We start from the raw sequence: 17,927 nt of genomic DNA, 5'->3' as shown, positions 1-17,927 counted from the left end.
CAAGAACTGTTCATCCGAGGGGGGCGCGTATGACCGACATGCTCGTCGCGCAGCGACGCGAGTTGCTGCTCAGTGAGCTCAAAGCTTCCGGCGGTCTCAAGGTCGTGGACCTCGCCTCCCGCCTGGGCGTGTCCCGTGCGACGGTCCGGCGGGACCTGCTCGACCTGGAGGGCGAGGGCAGGCTGAGCCGCGTCCGGGGCGGCGCCGTCCTGGCCGCCGGTCAGGACGACGCCGCCCCGGACGCGCCCCGGCCTCGGGGCCGTGCCGTGGCGCCTGCGGGAGCGGACCGGCCCGCGATAGGGCTCGTCGTCCCCTCCGCGACGTACTACTACCCGCGCGTGGTGGCCGGGGTGCAGGCCGTGGCCGCCGATCGCGGTGCGCGGGTGGTCATCAGCCTCAGCGACTACGCCACTGGACAGGACGCCGAGAGGGTGGCGGAACTCGCCGCGTCCGGTGTGGCGGGGCTGCTCGTGGCCTCACCGGGCGGCCATGACCTGTCCGAGGAGAACCTCGAACAGCTGGGGAGCGCCGGCCTGCCCTACGTCCTGCTGGAGCGGCAGCCTCACGACCCGTTCGCCGCCTGCGAGTTCGTCGCCTCCGACCACCGGCAGGGTGCGTTCGCCGCGGTGCGGCACCTGGCCGGCCTCGGCCACCGCGCGGTGGGACTGTTCACCAACGGCAGCCCCACCGCCGAACTGCTGCGCCAGGGACACCAGGCGGCGGTGGAGCGCCTCGGTCTGGATGCCACCGGTCCGCTGGTCGACAGCGGGCGGCCGACGCTCGGATCGGGTGAGGCCGCGCGGCACTACGACCGGTTCCTCGACGCCTGCCTCGCCGACGGCGTGCGCGCCGCTCTGGTGCACTCGGACCATGACGCCATCGAGCTGATGCGTCATATGCGTCTGCGCGGTCTGTACCCCCCGCGTGACCTGGCCCTGATCGCCTACGACGACGAGATCGCCTCCCTCGCCGACGTACCGCTCACCGCCGTGGCCCCGCCCAAGCGGGCGATCGGCGAGCAGGCGGCCCGGCTGCTGCTGGACCGCATCGACTCGCCCGAGTCGGGCGAGGTGCCGGTCCGTCAGATGTTCCTGCAGCCCCGCCTGATCATCAGGTCGTCCTGCGGTACCCGCTGAGCCGGCTCCCCCGGGACGCCGGCTCCAGCGGGTACCTGTCCCTGCCGGGTCAGCTCACACAGCGGCGCCGCGGTGCCCGGGAAGGCCGACACGTCGATGGCCGGGCCGGTGCGGGTGGTGTCGATCAGTGACAGCAGCTCGATCCGGGTCGGCATCCGCCACCCTCCGCCGGCCAGGTCCAGGCTCGCGCAGTACGCCTGCGCTCCGGCGAACGATTCGCTGTCGGGGGCGGTCTGACGCTGCCAGACGAGGCGGCGTCGCCTTCCGCGGCAACGCCGCCTTCTGCGTGCGCACCGGTGCCGTCGAAGAGTCCCGAGCCTTCTTCGCCTGCAACAGCCCCTTCTCCTGTCTCCGCCGCCTGGCCGACGGCCGTCTCGGCCTCGACCCCCAGGGCGACACCGACGCCTCCTACCAGCGCGACAAGTCCTTCCTGGTCGTCGATCCCTGAGAGCCACCACACGCCTTCCGAGTCCCCGACACCCAGACGTGAACCATCTGAGCCTTTAAGAAGCAGTCTGTTCGTAAGTGTTGACCTCATGTGACAAGTGCATCAAAGTGCAGTAGCGCGCCACGCGTCGACCGAGCCGCACCCCCGTGTCCGCGCCGGCGCGCTCGGGCCCACCCCGGCCCCTTTCGCTCTGCGCCATTCCTGCACCGCCTCAGCACGGAAGGGACACTGACCATGCGTTCACCCAGCCTCGCCCGAAAGAGCGGAGGCGGCATCGCGCTGCTGACCGCTCTCACCGCCTCCACACCGCGGTGTACGACGTGACCACCGACCCGACGGGCTGAACGGCCGACGCCGTGCGGGTCCGGTCCGAGCTGGCTGAGGCACCGCCGACGGTGTCCGGCCGTCGACCAGGGGAGTGGAGTGGCGTGCGGGCCGACGGCCGAGGCGGCCCGGGTCCGCCGACTGCGGCAGGCCACCGCAGACTCGGCCCGGCCACATCATCTAGATTGTCCGCTCGAGCGGAGGAGGAGGCATGCGGGTGGAGCAGGTGAACTGGGTCGACGTCCCGGCCGGGTTGCTGCGCCGGGGTACGCCGGTCGACGAAGTGGCCGCGGTGGCCCGCCGCTACGCGGACACCGGTGTGCCGGTGGAGTGGTACATGAAGGAGGCCCCGCGCGCGGAGATCCATGTCCCGGCGTTCCGGATCGCCCGTACCCCGGTCACGGTCGGCCAGTGGGCACACTTCGCGGCGGCCACCGGCCGACCGGTCCCACAGGCGCCGGCGGACCACCCGGTCGTCGGAGTCGTCTGGGAGGCGGCGACGGCCTACTGCCGGTGGCTCGGGGAACGGCTCGGCCTCGGTGTACGGCTGCCCACGGAGGACGAGTGGGAACGCGCCGCACGGGGAGACGACGGCCGGGAGTTCCCCTGGGGTGAGGAGTACCGCACCGGCCTGGCGAATCTGGTGGACCTCGGTATCGGCACCACGGTGCCGGTCGGCTCGTTCCCCGAGGGCGCCAGCCCGTTCGGGGTGCTGGACATGGCCGGTAACGCCGACGAGTGGACCTCCACCCTCTACGCCCCCTACCCCGGCGCGCCCGCCGAGGTGCCGAGCACCGAGGACTGGGCCTTCGACCGGCACATCACCCGAGGCGGCGCCTTCCGCCACGACCGAGACCTGGCCCGGTGCGCCCGCCGGCACGGCGCCTACGAGCCGGATCTCGAAGCGATCGGCGTGGGCTTCCGCCTGGCGGCACCGGCCGCGTAGAACCGGACACCACGGCCGACATCGCACGACGGGCGGAGTCTCCCCCCAGACGTGCATTTCGGCTGTATCAACCTGTGTATCTTCTGGCGTACGCCGACACGACACCGACCGCCCCGTCAGCCTCCGAGGTCAGCGGGGCGGGCGGATCGGTTCCGTGGGTGAGGCCTGCGGTGCTGTCCAACTGGCGAGGAGTTTGAGGCGGTCCTCCGAGGGGGTGCCCGGCTCGGCCGTGTAGATGATCAGGTCGTGGACGGCCCGTTGAGGCAGGGGCAGGTTCAGGTGGCGGAAGGTCATCTCCAGACGGCCGACTTCGGGATGGTCCAGCCGCTTGACGCCTTCGTGACGGATGCGGACGTCGTGACTGGCCCACATGGTGCGGAAGTCGGGGCTGAGCGTGGACAGTTCGCCGATGAGCTCACGCAGGGCCCGGTCGTGAGGTTCGCGTCCGGCTTCGGCGCGGAGTACTGCGACCGTGGCCTTCGCGCCTTCCTCCCAGTCGACGAAGAAGTCGGGGGAGCCGGGGTCGAGGAAGAAGTAACGCGGGAAATTGGCGACGCCCCGGTCGCCGGTGGTGTCGCTGTCGAACATCGGTGAGTACAGGGCCCTGCACAGCGCGTTGCTCGCGACGATGTCCAAACGTCCGTTGCGTACGAAGGCGGGGGCCATGGTCATGGAGTCCACCATCCATTGGACGGGAGACGGGATCTTGACGTCCTTGCGGCGGTGCGACCTGCGGCGGGCGGGGCGAGCCGCTCTGGCCAGATCGAGCAGGTAGGTGCGCTCGTCCTCATTGAGGAGCAATGCCCGCGCGACCGCTTCCAGCACGTCCTCGGAGACGCCGCTGATGTGGCCCTTCTCCAGCCGCGTGTACCACTCGGTGCTCACGCCGGCGAGGGCCGCGACCTCCTCGCGCCGTAGTCCCGGAACCCGGCGTCGTCGGCTGGTGGGCAGTCCGACCCGCTCCGGGGCGAGCTTGGCGCGTCGGCTGATGAGGAAGTCGCGGATGTCCGAGCGGTTGTCCGTGTGACTCCGGGTGTGGTTTCCGGGCGGAGGTTCCATCCGCCCACGGTACCCATGGTCCGGCCGACAGAGAGAGGTTGTGTTTACACCCCCCATAAACGCGACCTTGCCCGCCTCTGACGGCGCCGGTTTCGTGGGGTCGGCGGACTTGACCGGCACTCCTTCATCGCGGGCCGCCGTCCGTCGCCCCCATCCACGCTTCAGGAGCATGATCATGACCAGCAAGACCGTACTGATCACCGGCGCGACCAGCGGTATCGGCGCCCACACCGCGCGGTTGCTCATCGACCGCGGCCACCGCGTGGCCGTCACCGGCCGCAACGAGAGCAAACTGAAGGCGTTCCTCGACGAGGCCGGCCACCCCGACCGGCTGCTGGGCCTGGTCGCGGACGCGGCGGACTGGCAGGCCACCGAGTCGGCCGTGACCCGAACCGTGGAGCATTTCGGTGCCCTTGACGCGGCGGTGGCCAACGCCGGATTCATGTCCGGTGACTCCATCGGGGCCGGCGACCCGACGCTGTGGTCGCCCATGGTCCTCACCAACGTCCTCGGTCCCGCCCTGCTGGCCCATGCCACCCTGCCCCACCTCGAAGCCACTGGCGGACGGCTGGTGCTCCTCGGCAGCGTCGCCGGGCTGAAGAACTCTCCCGCCAATCTCTACTCGGCCACCAAGTGGGCTACCACCGGACTCGCCGAGAACCTGCGCCTGCACGCCACGACCCGCGGCATCGGTGTCACTCTTGTCAACCCCGGCATGATCGACACACCCTTCTGGCAAGGCACCGGCGTTCCCCCCTTCGCCCTGCCTCCCCAGCCCATCGCCGAGGCCATCTGCTTCGCCCTCGACCAGCCGACGGGCGTCGACCTCAACACCCTGACCATCCGGCCCATGGGCCAGCCCGTCTGACCACGCTCGGTCGTCACACCACGCCGGGGTCAAGGCCCGAGCGTGGTCTCCAGGTGCCTCACGCGGGTGGCGAGCCGGTTACCGCGGTCCGTGTGGCGGCTCGCCCGCACACCGCACGGGTTGCCGGGGGATCACCGCGCAGAAGGCCCGAAGCGGCCCCATGCGTCCCGCCCCCGACACCGGGGACGGACAGGTGCCGACGATGACCGACGCCGAAGCCGCCGACTGGCTCACCAGCACGGCGGCCGAAGAGAACTGACCCGCCTCGCAGACACCACGGGCCCCGGGGGATCAGCCATGACATCCCCGGGGCCCGGCCTAGGGAGTCACCCGATCCAACGACCCTGCGACCTCAACGTCACACGTCCCAGCGCTGGTTGGACTGGAGCAAGGGCAATACCGCCGGGAATCTGCTGTACACCCGAACCATGAAGACCCAAGAGGCGCCCCGGCCCGGAGCAGGAATACTCCCCGCGCCACAGTGCGTACGCTGCGAGTGTTTGGCCGCCTTTCGAGGAAGAGATGACCGGATGAGTGACACCCCGTCCGTGCCCGGGCCGCGCCGGGACATGGCGATGCACAACGACTGGTGGGCGTCTGGCTGGGAGCATGTCCTGCCCCGCCAGGGCTTCCCGCTGACGATGCTGATCGGGACCGCGAGCCAGCCTGGTTTCACGGGCTCCTTGGACGACCTCCTGCAGGAGATCTTCGAGGGGCACTGGGACATGATCGGCGGCGACCTCGACAGTGCGCTCACGTTCTGGTGGCCTGATGAGGAGTGGGACTACGAGGAGGCCCCGGAGGGGCGCGAGGCATCCGAGGCGCAACGCTGGGAGAAGTTCGGCGCCATGCTCACGGCCGCCGGCTTCCCGGTGCCCACGACCGTGCGGGACCTGTCCGAGCTCTACCTGACGTGGGGCCTGGCGCACCGCGAGGAGACACCGGCCGGCACCCGGTGGTCGATGCCCGCCGCGCTGCCGCTGCCTGGTGACCTGCTGCCTCTGGACGCCGACCTCACCGAGCGGCTCGACAGGATCCGGTGGACGACGCGCACCGGCCCGCTCGTCGACGGGCTCATCAAGTACCTGGCCGACGATTTGGGCGAGCCGCAGGAGGTGCTCACCTCCCTGGACCGCCTGGCGGCTGCCACCGGCCGCGATGCCGACGATGTCCGCATCGCCCTCACGGAACTCGTCGAGGCCGGTGACGCCCAGGTGCGTCGAGGACAGGAGCAGGCCGACGCGGAACGGCTGGAGGCCCATCAGCGCTTCCGCCTGGTCATGAACTGGCATCACTTCCACGAGACCCGACTGCGGCTGAGCGTAGGGCCGACGGCGGGCGACTGAGACGGGCCCTCCGCACTGCGCAGCCCAGTGAGAGCAGGTCATGTCAGTGGCCGCCGTCGCACACCCCTCTCCAGCCGTCGCTCTCTGGCGCGCACGGCGGTCCACAGCCCCGTGAAGCCTCCCCCGCCCAGCACGGCGAGCGAGGCCCGGTCCGCGCCGGGCAGCGACGGCCTCGGCAGAGGCCGGTCATCGGTGTCGAGCCGCAGCGGCACGGGACATGCTGCGTTCAGGACCGCGTCGAGGTGGTGAACCTTCATGGATGTGGCCTCCTCGGCCGACGGCGACCCCTGCTGTGCCGGTCAGCCGCCGATGTGCTCGCTCGGGATCGCTGCCAGGCGGTGGATGATGTCGGCGAACGCGCGCGCGACGGGCGCGAGGTCCGGCTTGTGACGCCCGATCGCCGGCCGGCATGCCGAGCAGGCTTTCCGCAGGGCGGTCGATGTCTCCCGAGCCACCGGATACACCGATCGTCGACAGCGGGGGTACCGTGAGGGATGCTGGCGGCGCGTCATCGACGCCGATCACGGCGACTTGATCCGGCACCTGGCCGAGGCGTGCCGCGGCGGCCAACGCGGGGGGATCGCGGTGTCGTCGTTGTACACGGCGACCGCGTCACTCCTTCACGTACCGCCTCGGCGAGCTGCGCGGCGAAGCCGTCGAGGTCTTCGTTCCAGGGGAGCAGGAGTGGAGCGGCACTTGATGTTTCGTCAGCCAGGCGCGGGCCGCGGCGTCCCGTGCGTTGATGCAGAGCCGGGCGGGCGGGTCTCCAAGGTGTCGACCCGGCCCTACCGTCCGCCACCGACGGAGCGGTTTCCGCCTCGGGCGCCGCGCGGGGGCCGGACAGCGTGGCTACTGCGGTGGCGAGGTCGAGGTGGTGGGAGTTGGGCATCGGGGCTACGCCCACGCACTGGACGAGCTGAATGTGCCCGAGCTGGAAGGGGGCCTGACCGAAGACGCCACCTGGACCAGAGGGCTGTGCTGTTCGTCGTCAGCTCAATCGGTACCGGGCGCCGCCGGTAGGCACCCGATGATCCGTACCGGGCACACTGCTCAGCCCCGCCCTGGAAGGCGTTGTCCAGTGTCAGGGTCTCATGTCCCCTCAGCGGACCACAGCCGGTGCCGTTCGCTGACCGTCTTCCACGGTCCGAAGCGTTCCGGCAGGTCACGCCACTGCACCCCGGTCCGCACCCGATACAGGATGCCGTCGATCACCTGGCGGTGGTCCCGCCACCGGCCGCACCGGCCGCACGGGCCGCACCGGCCGCACCGGCCGCACGGGCCGCACCGGCCGCACCGGCCGCACGGGCCGCACGGGCCGCACCGGCCGCACGGGCCGCACCGGCCGCACCGGCCGCACGGGCCGCACCGGCCGCACGGGCCGCACCGGCCGCACCGGCCGCACCGGCGGCACCGGCGGCACCGGCGGCCGGCCGTGCCTCATGGGCAGGAACGGCCGCAGCCGGTCCCACGCCTCGTCCGTCAAGTCCCCGGGAACGGTCATGCTGTGGAGAACGGGTTCTGCCGTGTGGTCGGCACGGCCTACGCTTCCGTGATCGATGACACCGCACATCCAACGTAACGGGGGTCTTGGTGTGGGCGTGAGCAGCGGCAGCGGCCTTGCATCGCGGGAATGGTTGCCTGGCTACGTCTTCCGGTCGTATCGCGGCCACGACGACCATGGTGCGATGGCCGCTGTGCGGCTGGGCTGCGCACAACGGGACCGGATCGACGCCCGCTCGGTTGTGGAAGGTCTCCCGACGGCAGTCGAGATCGCCGAATCCTGCGCCAGGCTGGACGACCCATCCGAGAACCAGGTCCTGGTGGAGCACAACGGTGGCGTCGTCGGCTACTCGACGATCAGATGGTGGCAGGAGCGGGACGGGACGTGGTTGTACCTGCACCGCGGCTACCTGCTGCCCGAGCACCGCGGCCAGGGCATCGGCTCAGCCATGCTCAACTGGGCAGAAAGCCGTATCAACCGGCTCGTGCAACAGCATGGAACCACACGGACGGCCGTGCTCGGCGCGAACGCCATGGCCTCTGAACAGGATGCAACGGCGCTGCTGCTCGAAACGGGATACCGGCGTGTCTTCAGCCTGGTAGAGCTGGAGCTGGCCGATCTCCGACGACTCCCCGACGACAAGCCGTTGCCGGCCGGCATCCGAGTCGGTGCTGTCGATCCGAGCAGCTACCGCGCGGCCTGGAAGACGGTCGTCGATTCGTACGCGGATGCCGCCTTCACCGAGAGGTGGACGTTCGAGAGCTTCCTCGCCACGGCCGACCCGACCTGCTGGCGGGCTGCTTGGGACGGGGAAAACATGGCCGGGGTCGCCCTGTGCTCCATCCGTCAGCAGGACCCCGCTGTGGGCGAAGTCGAAGAATTGAGCGTCCGGGCGGAGTCGAGGCGTCTTGGCCTTGGGCGGGCCCTGCTGCTGGACGGGTTGCGATGTCTTCGCGAGCACGGTGCAGAGACCGCCCGGTTGTACACCGGGACCGAGAATCCGCACCGGTCCTACGACCTCTACGAGAGCGTGGGGTTCCGGCGCCAGAACGAGTACGTCCGCTACCGCAAACCGATCCCCGATCCGACAGAGGTGCATCCGTAGCACCTTGGGGCAGTGCGGCTTCCCGAACATCGAGGCCGCCGTGACCGACCGGACAGGTCCTGGCGTCGGGATGACTCGATGCCCTCGCGGGCGGGGCGGGGCGGGGCGGGGCGGGGCGGTGCCGGATGCCGCGAGAAGCAAGCCCCGGCGTCCCGGCGACCGGCGGTGAAGGGAGACCTCGCCCTTCACCGCCGCGTACGCCGGCAGGCGCCCGTCACGAAGGCGCGATGTCGAGGACGACCGGAGACAGCGGGCAACCCACACACGCCAGCACCTGGCCGTCCGCCTTCTGCTGTGGTGTGAGGCAGTTCGGCTCGTCCATGGCGACCTCTCCGCCACGCAGCCGCACCCGGCAGTCACCACAGCTGCCGACGGTGCAGGAGTACGGCATCGGCAGCCCCGCCGCGAGGCCCGCGTCGAGGAGCGTCTGCCCCGGCTCGACGACGGCCGCACCCACCCGCCGCCCGGCCTCCTCGACGATCATCTCCTGCGGCACGGTGGTCGTGGCGCCCGTGTCCGCGCGGCCGGTGAACCGCTCGTGATGAACCCTCTCCTCCGCAACCCCGAGCCCGGACAGGGCGCTTCGGACGGCGTCCATCAAAGGGTCGGGGCCGCACACGCAGTAGTCCGCGTCGGGGGACGGGACCAGACCGGTGACCCAGCGCCGTACACCGTCCGCGTCCAGCCGTCCGTCCCTGCCGGTGAGGACGTGGGTGACCGAGAGGCGGTCGGGGTGGTCCTCCGCAAGCCGGGTCAACTCCTCGGCGAAGATGATCTCCTCCTCGCTGCGGCTGCTGTAGAGCAGGGCGATCCGGGCACCGGCCCGCCGGGTGGTGAGATGTGCACGGATCATGCTCATCAGCGGGGTCACCCCGCTGCCCGCCGCCACGAGCACCAGATCACCGGCCGACCCGTGGCCTTCGTGGAAGGAACCGGACGGACCGCGCACCGCGAGACGGTCCCCCACCCGGAGGGCGCGGTGCACATGCGTGGAGAAGCGGCCCCCCTCGATGTGCTTGACGGTCACCTCCAGCCGGGACGAACCGGGCGCCGACGAGGCCGAGTACGCCCGCCGTACCGTGTCACCGTCGATGCCGGCGACGAGCGTGAAGAACTGCCCGGCACCGAACTCGAACACCCCCGGGCTCCCGTCGGCGTCCTCCAGGACCAGGGTGAGCACACTCGGCGTCTCCCGTCGTATCCCGGCGACCCGCACCTCCCGCAGCGGCGGCTGTGTCGCTCCCCCGCCGACGGCCTGCCCCGCCGCGCCCGCGTTCCGGCCACCCGCGCCGGGCCCGATGTCGTCATAGCCCTCCTTGCGCAGCCCGGTCCGGTAGGAGCGGTCGATGACCAGGCGCAGCAGCCGGGTCATCCCGGGGACGGAGGTGATCAGCCTGAGCAGGAACGCCGGGGGAGTGCCGGTGGCGTCGGAGCGGGCGGAGTTGGCGGCGAGATGCTTTCCCGCGAGCGCCATCAGGTCCGGCGTCGCCGCGGGGTCCGGCCGTGCGGCGGGGCTCCACAGGCGCGAGTGGACCACGGCGTCGTTGCCGGTCACCTCGGCGTGCTCGACGTCGATGAGCAGTGCCAGGTGCGGGGCCGTCCCCCGCAGTGCCAAGGCCTCCAGCAGCGCGGGATGGTCGGTGATCCGGCCGCGGCCGCGGACGTGCAGCACACCGCTGCGCCCCGGGACGAGCGCGGCGAGGGAGAGCCGGTCGTCCCGCAGCAGGTTGTGGAGGGTGTCCGCCCGTTTGTTGCCCTTGCGGTCGGGGACGACGAGTGTGTGACCGTCCAGGACCCGCGCCACCGTCCGACTGTCTCCGCGGGGGCTCGTGTCGCTCCCGCCGGAGCAATCCCATGTCGACAGGGCGAGGAACGGTGCCGCGGCCAGGAACTCGGCGACGCCCGGCCCGCTCAGGGGCCCGTCGGTGGGACGTCCGGCAGGCGGCTCGGCGGGGGAGGGGTGCTGCCACAGCCGGGAACGCAGGACGGCCTGCGCGCAGTGCACATACGCCTCCTGCACCTCGACGACCGTCTCCGCGCCCTCTCTCCCGGCGACCGAGCCGTTGACGCGCAGGGTCTCTCCGACGCCCGGGAGGAGGAAGAAGAACGAGACCGGTCCCCGCGGGACACCGGAACCGGTCAGGCGGAACGAGATCCGCTGCGGTGACAGGACCCGCGCGAACCCGGGTGTGCCGCCGATGAACGTCGTCCTGCTCGTGCCGTCGGCGTCCCGGTAGCCGAAGGCCGCGAGAGGACAGAGGGCGAGTACGTTCCGGCAGCCCTCGTCGAGGGCACTGATCTGCTTGAGCCTGATCACCGGAGCGGGACGGCCGACGGCCGCCCCGACCTCCTCCGCCGTCGTCAACCGACGCATGCCGGCGGGCTGTTCTGCGAGCTTCACGAGAATTCCTCTCAGCGGGGGGTGGATCGGCCCGGACGCCAGTAGCCGAAGAAGGAGATGTCCCGCCTGGGCACACCGCGGTCGTTGACCAGGTGACGCCGTACACCTGCGGCCGGCTGGGACTCACCCGCGGCGAACGTGTGGAGGGGGCCCGACGGCAGCGTCGCGCCGCGTATCGCCTCGAGCGTCAGGGATCTGCCCAGCGCGATCATCGTGCGCGATCCGGGCAGCCGGACCCTCGGGATCACGGGGCACCCCAGGAATCGGGCGAGGCCTTGTTTCCGCAGGTCATGCCAGTATTCTGAGCAATCACTCAACTCTTTGGCTACTCGCTTTTCGCGCCATGAGGAGGACCCCGTATGCCGTCGGGCGACCGCCGCCTTCAGCCACGTCGCAGGCCCCGCCAGGTGCGTGCCGAACTCACCCGTGAGCGCATCCTGACTGCTGCTGCTCACGTTTTCGCCGAGTACGGCTATGCCGCCGGCACCACCAACCGCATCGCGGAACACGCCCGCATGTCCATCGGCTCGCTCTACCAGTACTTCCCGAACAAGGACGCCGTCCTCGCCGAGCTGCTGATACGGCACATCGACCGCGGCACGTGGACGCGAGCCGATCAACTCGACCTGTCCCCGGGGACGTTGGAGGAGGTGGCGCGGACCCTGGTCCGGGACGCGATCGACAATCACCGCGACGATCCGCAACTGCTGCGGATCATGATCGAGGAAGCCCCGGTCTCCCGGGAACTGCTCGATGCGATCGACCGGCACGGAAGGGACCGCGTCGGACAGGTCCGTGAGGTCCTCGCCCAGCATCCCGACGTGCGCGTGGAGGACCTCGACACCGCAGCCGAACTCATCCTGACGGCAGTGGAGTTGAGCACGCACAAACTCATGGCGGATCCCCGGGGCATCAGCGTCGAGAGGCTCGAGAACGAACTCGTCGCCATGCTCACCCGGTACCTGGGCGGTGCTCCGTAGCGGGGTGTTGGCCGCACCGGTGACCGTTGTCCCGGCTGCCGAGTGGCACGCCGGAGCGGTCCGCCGACCTGCTCCGCACCTGCATGGCGCTGCGGTGACCTGCAACGACGATGCCGGCGGCGAGGGCCGTGACACCGCGTCCGGGACTGAGGGGCGATCAGGGCACCGGACAGTCGCGGGCGCGCCCCCGTGCCCTGAAGCGCACTTCACGTCGAAGACTCTCGTTCGTGCCCCGCACCAGGGGCGCGGACGGGAGGACCCATCATGGAGTACGACGCCATCGGAACCGCACCCGCCACCCGGCGCGAGGTCAGCGTGCTCGCGCTCGGCTCGATGCCGTTCGGGTCGGCGACGGACGAGAAGACGTCGTTCGCGATACTCGACCGCTACGTCGAGGCGGGCGGCGATTCCGTCGAACACCCCCGACAACTACGCCTTCTTGGTGGACGGCGGCCGGGGTGGCCACAGCGAGAAACCGCTCGGTCGGTGGCGGCGCAGCCGCGGCATCGGCGACGAGGTCGTCATCGCCCCCTGAGCCCGGCGTGCGCCCCGCCGGCCCCGGCGCCGGCTCCACCGACAACCTCGAGGGCCTCTCGACGAGTGCTGCTCCTCGGGCACCGTGGACGCCGCGGTGGGCCGTGTGCCGGGGTGGGTGTCGAGCCGGCGTCGCCCCTCATCGCGTGCAGCGTGCCAATCGGCCCACCGGCTGCCGGTCGCCGAGGCCAGTAGTTGGAAGACCTCGCCGACCCGGCCGACGTGGACGGCCAGCGCGCACGCGCGTTCGGACCATTCCGGGGACGGGTCGGCGATGGCACCCCGTTCGTGCAGAGCCCGCACCAGGGTGACGGTGGCGGCGAGTAGGCCCTGGTCGGACAATTCCTCGGTGAGCAGCCCGACGAGTGCCTGCGCGGTGAGGGGCAGGGTGGCGGTGCGCACCAGCGGGCGCAGTTCGGCGGCGTCGGCCGGGGCGAGGTGGTCCAGGAAGCGCTGCCGCTGCTCGGTGTCCAGACGAGCCAGTGCGTTGAGCAGCATCCACGAGCCGGTGGCGGTGCGCGACGGGCTCGGCCCGCCTTGGGTGAGTGTGGACGGCGCGGGTGGTTCCGCGCCCAGCGTCACCGCGGCCAGGACGGCCATCTCCGGTCGATCTGACGTGGATCGAAACCACCGTCGCCGCGCAACCCTCGACGAGGCAGCCGAGACAGCCGACCCCCTCTGGCTGATAAGGCTCGTCGGGATCGCGGAGAAGACCGCCCTGCACTACGTGGGGACCGCCCATCCCGAGCGCACGGCCAAGCTGCCGAGGTGAGGCGAGCCGTCAGCCTTCCGGGTCATCCGCATGCCAGGGGGCGCCAGTTCGGGTGGGGCGGGCACCGGCAGCGATGCGCAGGGCGTACACAGGCGCGTCCGCGGTTTCGGGGACGAGGCCGAGGTAGTGGTGTCCGGTCATGTGGCACCAGGCGGGCAGGTCCAGCGGTGCGGCCGGGTCGGTGGCGACGACGTGGACGACAATGCCCGGCTCCGCGCCGTCGATCTCCGTGCGGAGGCGCAGCAGAAGGGTGACGCAGAGCAGGCCGGTGCCGTCGACGGTGATGTCCGGCACGGGAATCTCGGGGTTCGGGGGGTTCATCGGCGGTAGGCGGTGGCCGCGACGGCGGGCAGGAGGGCGAGGGAGAGGATGCCGCCGGTGACAGCGAGGGCGGGGTAGCTGGTGGCGGCGACCATGATGCCGGAGGCCATGCCGCCGGTGGCGCCGGCGATGGCGATGGAGACGTCGACCAGGCCCTGGGTCCTGGCACGGGTGGCCAGCGGCACGGTATCGGTGATGATCGCGGTGCCGGACACGAGTCCGAAGTTCCAGCCCAGTCCCAGCAGGGCCAGGGCGAGGGCGAGGAGCGCGATGGAGTCGCCGGGCGCGGCGGCCGCGAGGATGCCGCCGGCCAGCAGGGTGATGCCCGAAACGGCGGCGATCTTCATGCGGCCGTAGCGGTCGACGAGCCATCCGGTGAGCGGTGAGGGCAGGTACATGGCGCCGATGTGGACGGCGATGACAAGGCCGGAGGCGGCAGTGCCGTGGCCGTGGTCGTGCATGTGGACCGGCGTCATCGTCATGATCGCGACCATGACGAGCTGGGTCAGGACCATGACCAGAGCGCCGAGGACCACGCCGCCGCGGCCCTCGCCGGCACCGACGGCATCGGCGGCGGCCGGGTCGGTCGCGGCGTCGGCTTCCTTGGCCCGGGCGAGGGCGCGGGCCAGGAGCAGCGGGTCGGGCCGCAGCCACAGGGCGAGGACGAGTGCGGCCAGCGCGTAGGCGATGCCGGAGAGGATGAAGGGACCGGCGAGGTCGGGGATGCCGAGGTGTTCGGCGAAGCTGCCGGCGGGGGCGGCGAGGTTGGGACCGGCGACGCCGCCGAGGGTGGTGGCGACCAGGACGGTGGAGACCGCGCGGGCTCGGTGGCCGGGTGCGGCGAGGTCGGCTCCGGCGTAGCGGGCCTGGAGGTTGGTGGCGGTGCCGGCGCCGTAGACGAACAGGGCGATGAACAGCAGGACGGGGTTGTCCAGGACGGCGGCGATGATGACGCCGGCGGAGCCGAGGGCGCCGGTGAGGTAGCCGGCCGCGAGGCCGGGGCGGCGGCCGCGGGCCTGGGAGATACGGCCGACGGCGACGGCGGTGAGAGCGGATCCGGCGGTGAACAGGGCGCTGGGGAGCCCGGCGAGGCTGGTGGTGCCGAGCATGTCCTGGGCGAGGAGGGCGCCGACGGTGACGCCTGCGGCGAGCCCTGCTCCGCTGAGGACCTGGGAGGCGACCAGGACGCGCAGGATGCGGAGTTGGGCCTGGACGGGGTCGGGTATGTGGGCCGTCGTGCCGACGGGTGCGGTGCTGGTCATGTTCCCTTCCGGAGCGGGGCTGCAGGGGCCGGGCAACGGCCCGGGGCCCGGTTCGGTGAGTGGTGGGCCGGTGCGGGTAGTGGGGTGTCAGCTGGCGCCGGCGGCCCGGGCGAGGTCGGTGATCCGGTCGTCGACACCCTCGAGAGCCGTCAGGACGGATCGTGCTGCTCGTTCTCCGGCGGCGAGGGCGCCTTCGACGTGCCCGGCGTACTCGGTCGCCGTCTCGGTCGACGCCCAGTGCAGTCGGCCCCCCAGCGCCGGGCGCTGGCGCTCGCCGCAGACCTGCTCCGCCTCGCCGACAGTCTCGCGGCAGCTCGCCGCTAGCCATACACATTGCTTATGGCCTGATTCAACGGGACCTTCTACCGGGCCTCTAGGGGAATGCCTAACGTGGCAGGCACGCTGCGGAACTCACCGCACCGCACACCGGTCCTGCCGATCAAGTTAGGCATAACCATGGCATATGTTGAGATCATGTTGCAGGTGGCCCCGTCCCACCGCGTCGTGGCCGCAGATGTGTACGAAAAGTACGCGAAGGTACCTGGCGAGCGATCCCTTCACCCGCGATGTGGTCGGGGGCCTGTCCCCGTTGCTGGAGGCGGCATCCGAGGTGCCCCTCTTCGGCACCGTCTGAACCCGGCAGGCGGCGTCATGCACGAACTCACCGCACTGCTGCGCGAGTACGACCGAGCCCGCGCCTACACCGACGAGCTGTGGCAGGACCTCACTCCGGACGAGGTGACCTGGCGGCCCCACGAGCACTCCAGTGCCATCGGCTGGCACCTCGGCCACCAGGCCCACGTCGCCCACTTCATGATCCGCAACCTCACCGCGGCCGAGCCCAGCCCCGACCCGGAACTGGACGGGCTCATGGACTCGGCGAACCCGGAGAAGTCCCGCGGCACGCTGCCCACCGTCGAACGCCTCACCGCCTTCCGCGACACCGTCGGCGAACGTGTCCACGCCCGCATCGGCGACATCGCCGCAGGCAAGGTCGGCGCCCCCACCCAGTTGACCAGCGTCGCCCACCACCTGCTGGTCGCCCTCATCACGCCGCTCGCAGACAGGCGCCGATGAAGCGGCGGCAGCCCTGGCCGCCCACGGCGAGGCCGTCGGCCTGGCCGCCGACCTGACCGACCCCGCGGCTGTCGACCGCCTGCGCACGTCCTCACCGACGAGCACACCGACGCCACCCTCCTGGTCAACACCGCCGGCGTCTTCGCCCCCAAGCCCTTCCTGGAACACACCTCCGAGGACTACGACCGCTACCAGGCCCTGAACCGCGCCTTCTTCTTCTTCTTCACCCAGACCGTCACCGCCAACATGATCGCCCGCGGCGCGAAGGGCTCCATCGTCAACATCGGCTCCATATGGGCCCACCAGGCCATCGCCGCCACCCCGTCCTCGGCGTACTCGATGGCCAAGGCCGCCCTGCACTCGCTCAGTCAGCACCTGGCGATGGAACTCGCCTCGCACGGCATCCGCGTCAACGCCGTCGCCCCCGCCGTCGTACGCACCCCGATCTACGAGGAGTTCATCCCGAAGGCGGATCTCGACTCCGCCCTCGACGGCTTCGACCCCTTCCACCCGCTCGGCCGGACCGGCACGCCCGACGACGTCGCCGCCACCGTCGCCTTCCTTCTGTCGGACAGGACGGGCTGGGTCACCGGCGCGGTCTGGGACGTCGACGGCGGCGTCATGGCCGGACGCAACTGACCGACCCACTCGGCACACAGCTCCCGGACGGCGGCGCCTGGGGGCTTCCCCTTCTCTGCGCACCCACCGGCATCGGTCCGCAGACTTCTTTCCGACCGCTGTCCGGGCCAACCCTCAGCTCGACCAGGCAACGTTCTCCGCCAACGGTTCCTGGCAGGGCGGCTGCCGGCTCACCACCCAGACCGGCGCGCTGACCCAAGGCGGCGATCGGGACGACACACGCGTCGCTCGGTACGTGATGAGCAGCGACGAACCCACCGCGCTCCTGGGCACTGACTCCGCCGTCCCGCCCGCGGAGTACCCGCGACAGACGCTCGCCGGCTGCTACACCGTCACGCTTGCCGCCCTCGCCGCCGAGCGCGGCATCGAGCTCAAGGCCTACCACCTGAGCTGGAGGGCGATATCGACCTCCGAGGCTTTCTCAGCGTCGACGCTACGATCCGCCCCGGCCTTCAGTAGGTGCGGCGTCCGCCTCCATGTCGACGCCCCCGGCCCCCGGCGAGCAGCTCGATGAAAGATGGACAGGCGCGAGTTCCCTGCTCCCGACGGACGGGATCTCGCGAACCGGCGGTCGCGCCGAACGGGGTGACCGGAGACCACCGACGCGGCGCTGCGGGCGGTCGACAGGGACGGCGGGGGTGGCCCGGCCGGGCGCGGGCCGCCAGTGGACATGCCGCCAGCCGGTAAACAGCCGGGCGCAGCCCGGCTCACCAGCGCGGTACGGATGCCGGACCGCGGTGGTGCCGGACCGCGGTGGATGCCGGACCGCGGTGAGGAGCGGGCGGCCCGGGCGGCACGGGCACGGAGGGACTCGCAGGGCGAGGAGGATGCGACCCATGCTCCAGGTTCCTCAGCGGCAGTAGCGCGGCAGAGGCCCGGCCGAACAGACGGAGGGTCGGACGGACCGGCCAGAGCACCGGTTCCGGGATGTGCCGGTGCGTCGGCCGGCGATGCCGCGCGAACGGAGCGCGGGCCCCGTCCTGCCGTACGGGGAACAGCAGTTCGTGCCACACGTCGGCAACCGGGAGGGCGCGACCCGCCGGATCGCCCTGTTCCGGCCGGTGGGGTGACAGCGGTGTCGGGCCCCCGGGGTGGGGGCGGGGCGGCACCAGTCTGGCGGGGGGGTTAACCACCGGCCGGGCCGGGGGGGGCGGTGTGTCGAACGGTGTTTGTGTCCGTGTGCCAGCCCCCCTCACCCAATGTTGCCG

General features: G+C 71.3%; 18 protein-coding genes and 3 pseudogenes. 12 read left to right on the top strand and 9 right to left on the bottom strand.

All coding sequences use genetic code 11. The features are described from left to right. The first annotated feature begins 29 nt into the window (after positions 1-29). On the top strand, positions 30-1,136 hold the full coding sequence (locus ACIP67_RS38335) for a LacI family DNA-binding transcriptional regulator (RefSeq protein ID WP_401698203.1): 1,107 nt from the start codon (positions 30-32) through the stop codon (positions 1,134-1,136). Here the strand turns inward: ACIP67_RS38335 and ACIP67_RS38330 are convergent. Then, positions 1,082-1,384: pseudogene (locus ACIP67_RS38330) on the bottom strand (DUF1566 domain-containing protein); the annotation flags it as partial. The gene ACIP67_RS38335 and the pseudogene ACIP67_RS38330 overlap by 55 nt on opposite strands. A 38-nt stretch (positions 1,385-1,422) precedes the next feature. Between ACIP67_RS38330 and ACIP67_RS38325 the strand changes: the two are divergent. Next, positions 1,423-1,584, top strand: coding sequence for a hypothetical protein (locus tag ACIP67_RS38325; RefSeq protein WP_401698324.1), 162 nt, complete (start codon positions 1,423-1,425; stop codon positions 1,582-1,584). Between the two features lie 535 nt (positions 1,585-2,119). Next, complete coding sequence (locus ACIP67_RS38320; RefSeq protein ID WP_401698202.1) at positions 2,120-2,854, top strand: formylglycine-generating enzyme family protein; 735 nt, start codon at positions 2,120-2,122, stop codon at positions 2,852-2,854. Positions 2,855-2,983: 129 nt separating this feature from the next. On the opposite strand, the gene ACIP67_RS38315 is transcribed toward ACIP67_RS38320, so the two are convergent. Further along, positions 2,984-3,913, bottom strand: a complete 930-nt coding sequence (locus ACIP67_RS38315; RefSeq protein ID WP_401698200.1) for a helix-turn-helix transcriptional regulator — start codon at positions 3,911-3,913, stop codon at positions 2,984-2,986. 175 nt (positions 3,914-4,088) lie between these two features. Between ACIP67_RS38315 and ACIP67_RS38310 the strand changes: the two genes are divergently transcribed. Together ACIP67_RS38310 and ACIP67_RS38305 are read left to right on the top strand one after the other, a co-directional pair. Further along, entirely contained in the window at positions 4,089-4,781 is a 693-nt protein-coding gene (locus ACIP67_RS38310) for an SDR family oxidoreductase (RefSeq protein ID WP_401698198.1), read from the top strand. 530 nt (positions 4,782-5,311) lie between these two features. Then, positions 5,312-6,127, top strand: coding sequence for a DUF6042 family protein (locus tag ACIP67_RS38305; protein WP_401698197.1), 816 nt, complete (start codon positions 5,312-5,314; stop codon positions 6,125-6,127). A 38-nt stretch (positions 6,128-6,165) separates the two neighbouring features. On the opposite strand, the gene ACIP67_RS38300 is transcribed toward ACIP67_RS38305, so the two are convergent. Further along, entirely contained in the window at positions 6,166-6,384 is a 219-nt protein-coding gene (locus ACIP67_RS38300) for a hypothetical protein (protein ID WP_401698195.1), read from the bottom strand. Positions 6,385-7,219: 835 nt separating this feature from the next. Next, positions 7,220-7,372, bottom strand: a pseudogene (locus ACIP67_RS38295) (transposase); the annotation flags it as partial. Between the two features lie 347 nt (positions 7,373-7,719). Here ACIP67_RS38295 and ACIP67_RS38290 point away from each other — a divergent pair. Continuing rightward, positions 7,720-8,733: a GNAT family N-acetyltransferase gene (locus ACIP67_RS38290; RefSeq protein ID WP_401698314.1), complete on the top strand. Its 1,014-nt coding sequence runs from the start codon at positions 7,720-7,722 to the stop codon at positions 8,731-8,733. Between the two features lie 214 nt (positions 8,734-8,947). Here ACIP67_RS38290 and ACIP67_RS38285 read toward each other — a convergent pair whose 3' ends face one another. Both ACIP67_RS38285 and ACIP67_RS38280 read right to left on the bottom strand, forming a co-directional pair. Continuing rightward, the gene (locus tag ACIP67_RS38285; protein ID WP_401698313.1) at positions 8,948-11,107 is read right to left on the bottom strand and encodes a 2Fe-2S iron-sulfur cluster-binding protein; all 2,160 of its coding nucleotides are present in this window, start codon (positions 11,105-11,107) and stop codon (positions 8,948-8,950) included. 38 nt (positions 11,108-11,145) lie between these two features. Continuing rightward, positions 11,146-11,382 (bottom strand): SIP domain-containing protein, encoded by a 237-nt coding sequence (locus ACIP67_RS38280; protein ID WP_401698193.1) that lies wholly within the window; start codon positions 11,380-11,382, stop codon positions 11,146-11,148. Between the two features lie 111 nt (positions 11,383-11,493). On the opposite strand from ACIP67_RS38280, the gene ACIP67_RS38275 reads away from it, so the two are divergent. The 3 genes and pseudogenes from ACIP67_RS38275 (at position 11,494) to ACIP67_RS38265 (ending at position 13,420) form a co-directional block, all read left to right on the top strand. Beyond that, positions 11,494-12,114 (top strand): TetR/AcrR family transcriptional regulator, encoded by a 621-nt coding sequence (locus ACIP67_RS38275; RefSeq protein WP_401698192.1) that lies wholly within the window; start codon positions 11,494-11,496, stop codon positions 12,112-12,114. Positions 12,115-12,378: 264 nt separating this feature from the next. Beyond that, positions 12,379-12,710: pseudogene (locus tag ACIP67_RS38270) on the top strand (aldo/keto reductase); the annotation flags it as partial. Positions 12,711-13,264: 554 nt separating this feature from the next. After that, positions 13,265-13,420: a hypothetical protein gene (locus ACIP67_RS38265; RefSeq protein ID WP_401698191.1), complete on the top strand. Its 156-nt coding sequence runs from the start codon at positions 13,265-13,267 to the stop codon at positions 13,418-13,420. A gap of 9 nt (positions 13,421-13,429) precedes the next feature. Here ACIP67_RS38265 and ACIP67_RS38260 read toward each other — a convergent pair whose 3' ends face one another. The 3 genes from ACIP67_RS38260 to ACIP67_RS38250 form a co-directional block, all read right to left on the bottom strand. Next, positions 13,430-13,741, bottom strand: coding sequence for a sulfurtransferase TusA family protein (locus ACIP67_RS38260; RefSeq protein WP_401698190.1), 312 nt, complete (start codon positions 13,739-13,741; stop codon positions 13,430-13,432). Next, positions 13,738-15,003, bottom strand: a complete 1,266-nt coding sequence (locus tag ACIP67_RS38255; RefSeq protein WP_401698189.1) for an MFS transporter — start codon at positions 15,001-15,003, stop codon at positions 13,738-13,740. The genes ACIP67_RS38260 and ACIP67_RS38255 overlap by 4 nt, the downstream gene beginning before the upstream one ends. A gap of 87 nt (positions 15,004-15,090) precedes the next feature. Then, entirely contained in the window at positions 15,091-15,246 is a 156-nt protein-coding gene (locus tag ACIP67_RS38250; RefSeq protein ID WP_401698312.1) for a hypothetical protein, read from the bottom strand. A gap of 408 nt (positions 15,247-15,654) precedes the next feature. Here ACIP67_RS38250 and ACIP67_RS38245 point away from each other — a divergent pair, with 408 nt between their 5' ends. The 3 genes from ACIP67_RS38245 to ACIP67_RS38235 all read left to right on the top strand — a co-directional run bounded on the left by ACIP67_RS38245 (position 15,655) and on the right by ACIP67_RS38235 (position 17,233). Then, positions 15,655-16,080: a DinB family protein gene (locus tag ACIP67_RS38245; protein WP_401698188.1), complete on the top strand. Its 426-nt coding sequence runs from the start codon at positions 15,655-15,657 to the stop codon at positions 16,078-16,080. Between the two features lie 120 nt (positions 16,081-16,200). After that, positions 16,201-16,719, top strand: a complete 519-nt coding sequence (locus ACIP67_RS38240; protein ID WP_401698310.1) for an SDR family NAD(P)-dependent oxidoreductase — start codon at positions 16,201-16,203, stop codon at positions 16,717-16,719. Positions 16,720-16,957: 238 nt separating this feature from the next. Then, a complete protein-coding gene (locus ACIP67_RS38235) occupies positions 16,958-17,233 on the top strand; it encodes an OsmC family protein (protein WP_401698186.1) in 276 nt (91 codons plus the stop codon). The last annotated feature ends 694 nt before the right edge of the window (positions 17,234-17,927 follow it).

Source organism: Streptomyces sp. NPDC088812, assembly GCF_044750285.1.
In the GTDB taxonomy this organism is placed as follows: Bacteria; Actinomycetota; Actinomycetes; order Streptomycetales; family Streptomycetaceae; genus Streptomyces.
The sequence above is the reverse complement of the archived record's forward strand: the minus strand, read 5'-3'. Positions and strand labels throughout refer to the sequence as shown.

What these genes read in the sequence shown, in the direction of transcription:
- ACIP67_RS38335 (WP_401698203.1), top strand. Translation starts at nt 30, where the DNA reads ATGACCGACATGCTCGTCGCGCAGCGACGCGAGTTGCTGCTCAGTGAG.
- ACIP67_RS38320 (WP_401698202.1), top strand. Translation starts at nt 2,120, where the DNA reads ATGCGGGTGGAGCAGGTGAACTGGGTCGACGTCCCGGCCGGGTTGCTG.
- ACIP67_RS38315 (WP_401698200.1), bottom strand. Translation starts at nt 3,913, where the DNA reads ATGGAACCTCCGCCCGGAAACCACACCCGGAGTCACACGGACAACCGC.
- ACIP67_RS38310 (WP_401698198.1), top strand. Translation starts at nt 4,089, where the DNA reads ATGACCAGCAAGACCGTACTGATCACCGGCGCGACCAGCGGTATCGGC.
- ACIP67_RS38305 (WP_401698197.1), top strand. Translation starts at nt 5,312, where the DNA reads ATGAGTGACACCCCGTCCGTGCCCGGGCCGCGCCGGGACATGGCGATG.
- ACIP67_RS38300 (WP_401698195.1), bottom strand. Translation starts at nt 6,384, where the DNA reads ATGAAGGTTCACCACCTCGACGCGGTCCTGAACGCAGCATGTCCCGTG.
- ACIP67_RS38285 (WP_401698313.1), bottom strand. Translation starts at nt 11,107, where the DNA reads ATGCGTCGGTTGACGACGGCGGAGGAGGTCGGGGCGGCCGTCGGCCGT.
- ACIP67_RS38275 (WP_401698192.1), top strand. Translation starts at nt 11,494, where the DNA reads ATGCCGTCGGGCGACCGCCGCCTTCAGCCACGTCGCAGGCCCCGCCAG.
- ACIP67_RS38260 (WP_401698190.1), bottom strand. Translation starts at nt 13,741, where the DNA reads ATGAACCCCCCGAACCCCGAGATTCCCGTGCCGGACATCACCGTCGAC.
- ACIP67_RS38255 (WP_401698189.1), bottom strand. Translation starts at nt 15,003, where the DNA reads ATGACCAGCACCGCACCCGTCGGCACGACGGCCCACATACCCGACCCC.
- ACIP67_RS38245 (WP_401698188.1), top strand. Translation starts at nt 15,655, where the DNA reads ATGCACGAACTCACCGCACTGCTGCGCGAGTACGACCGAGCCCGCGCC.
- ACIP67_RS38235 (WP_401698186.1), top strand. Translation starts at nt 16,958, where the DNA reads ATGAGCAGCGACGAACCCACCGCGCTCCTGGGCACTGACTCCGCCGTC.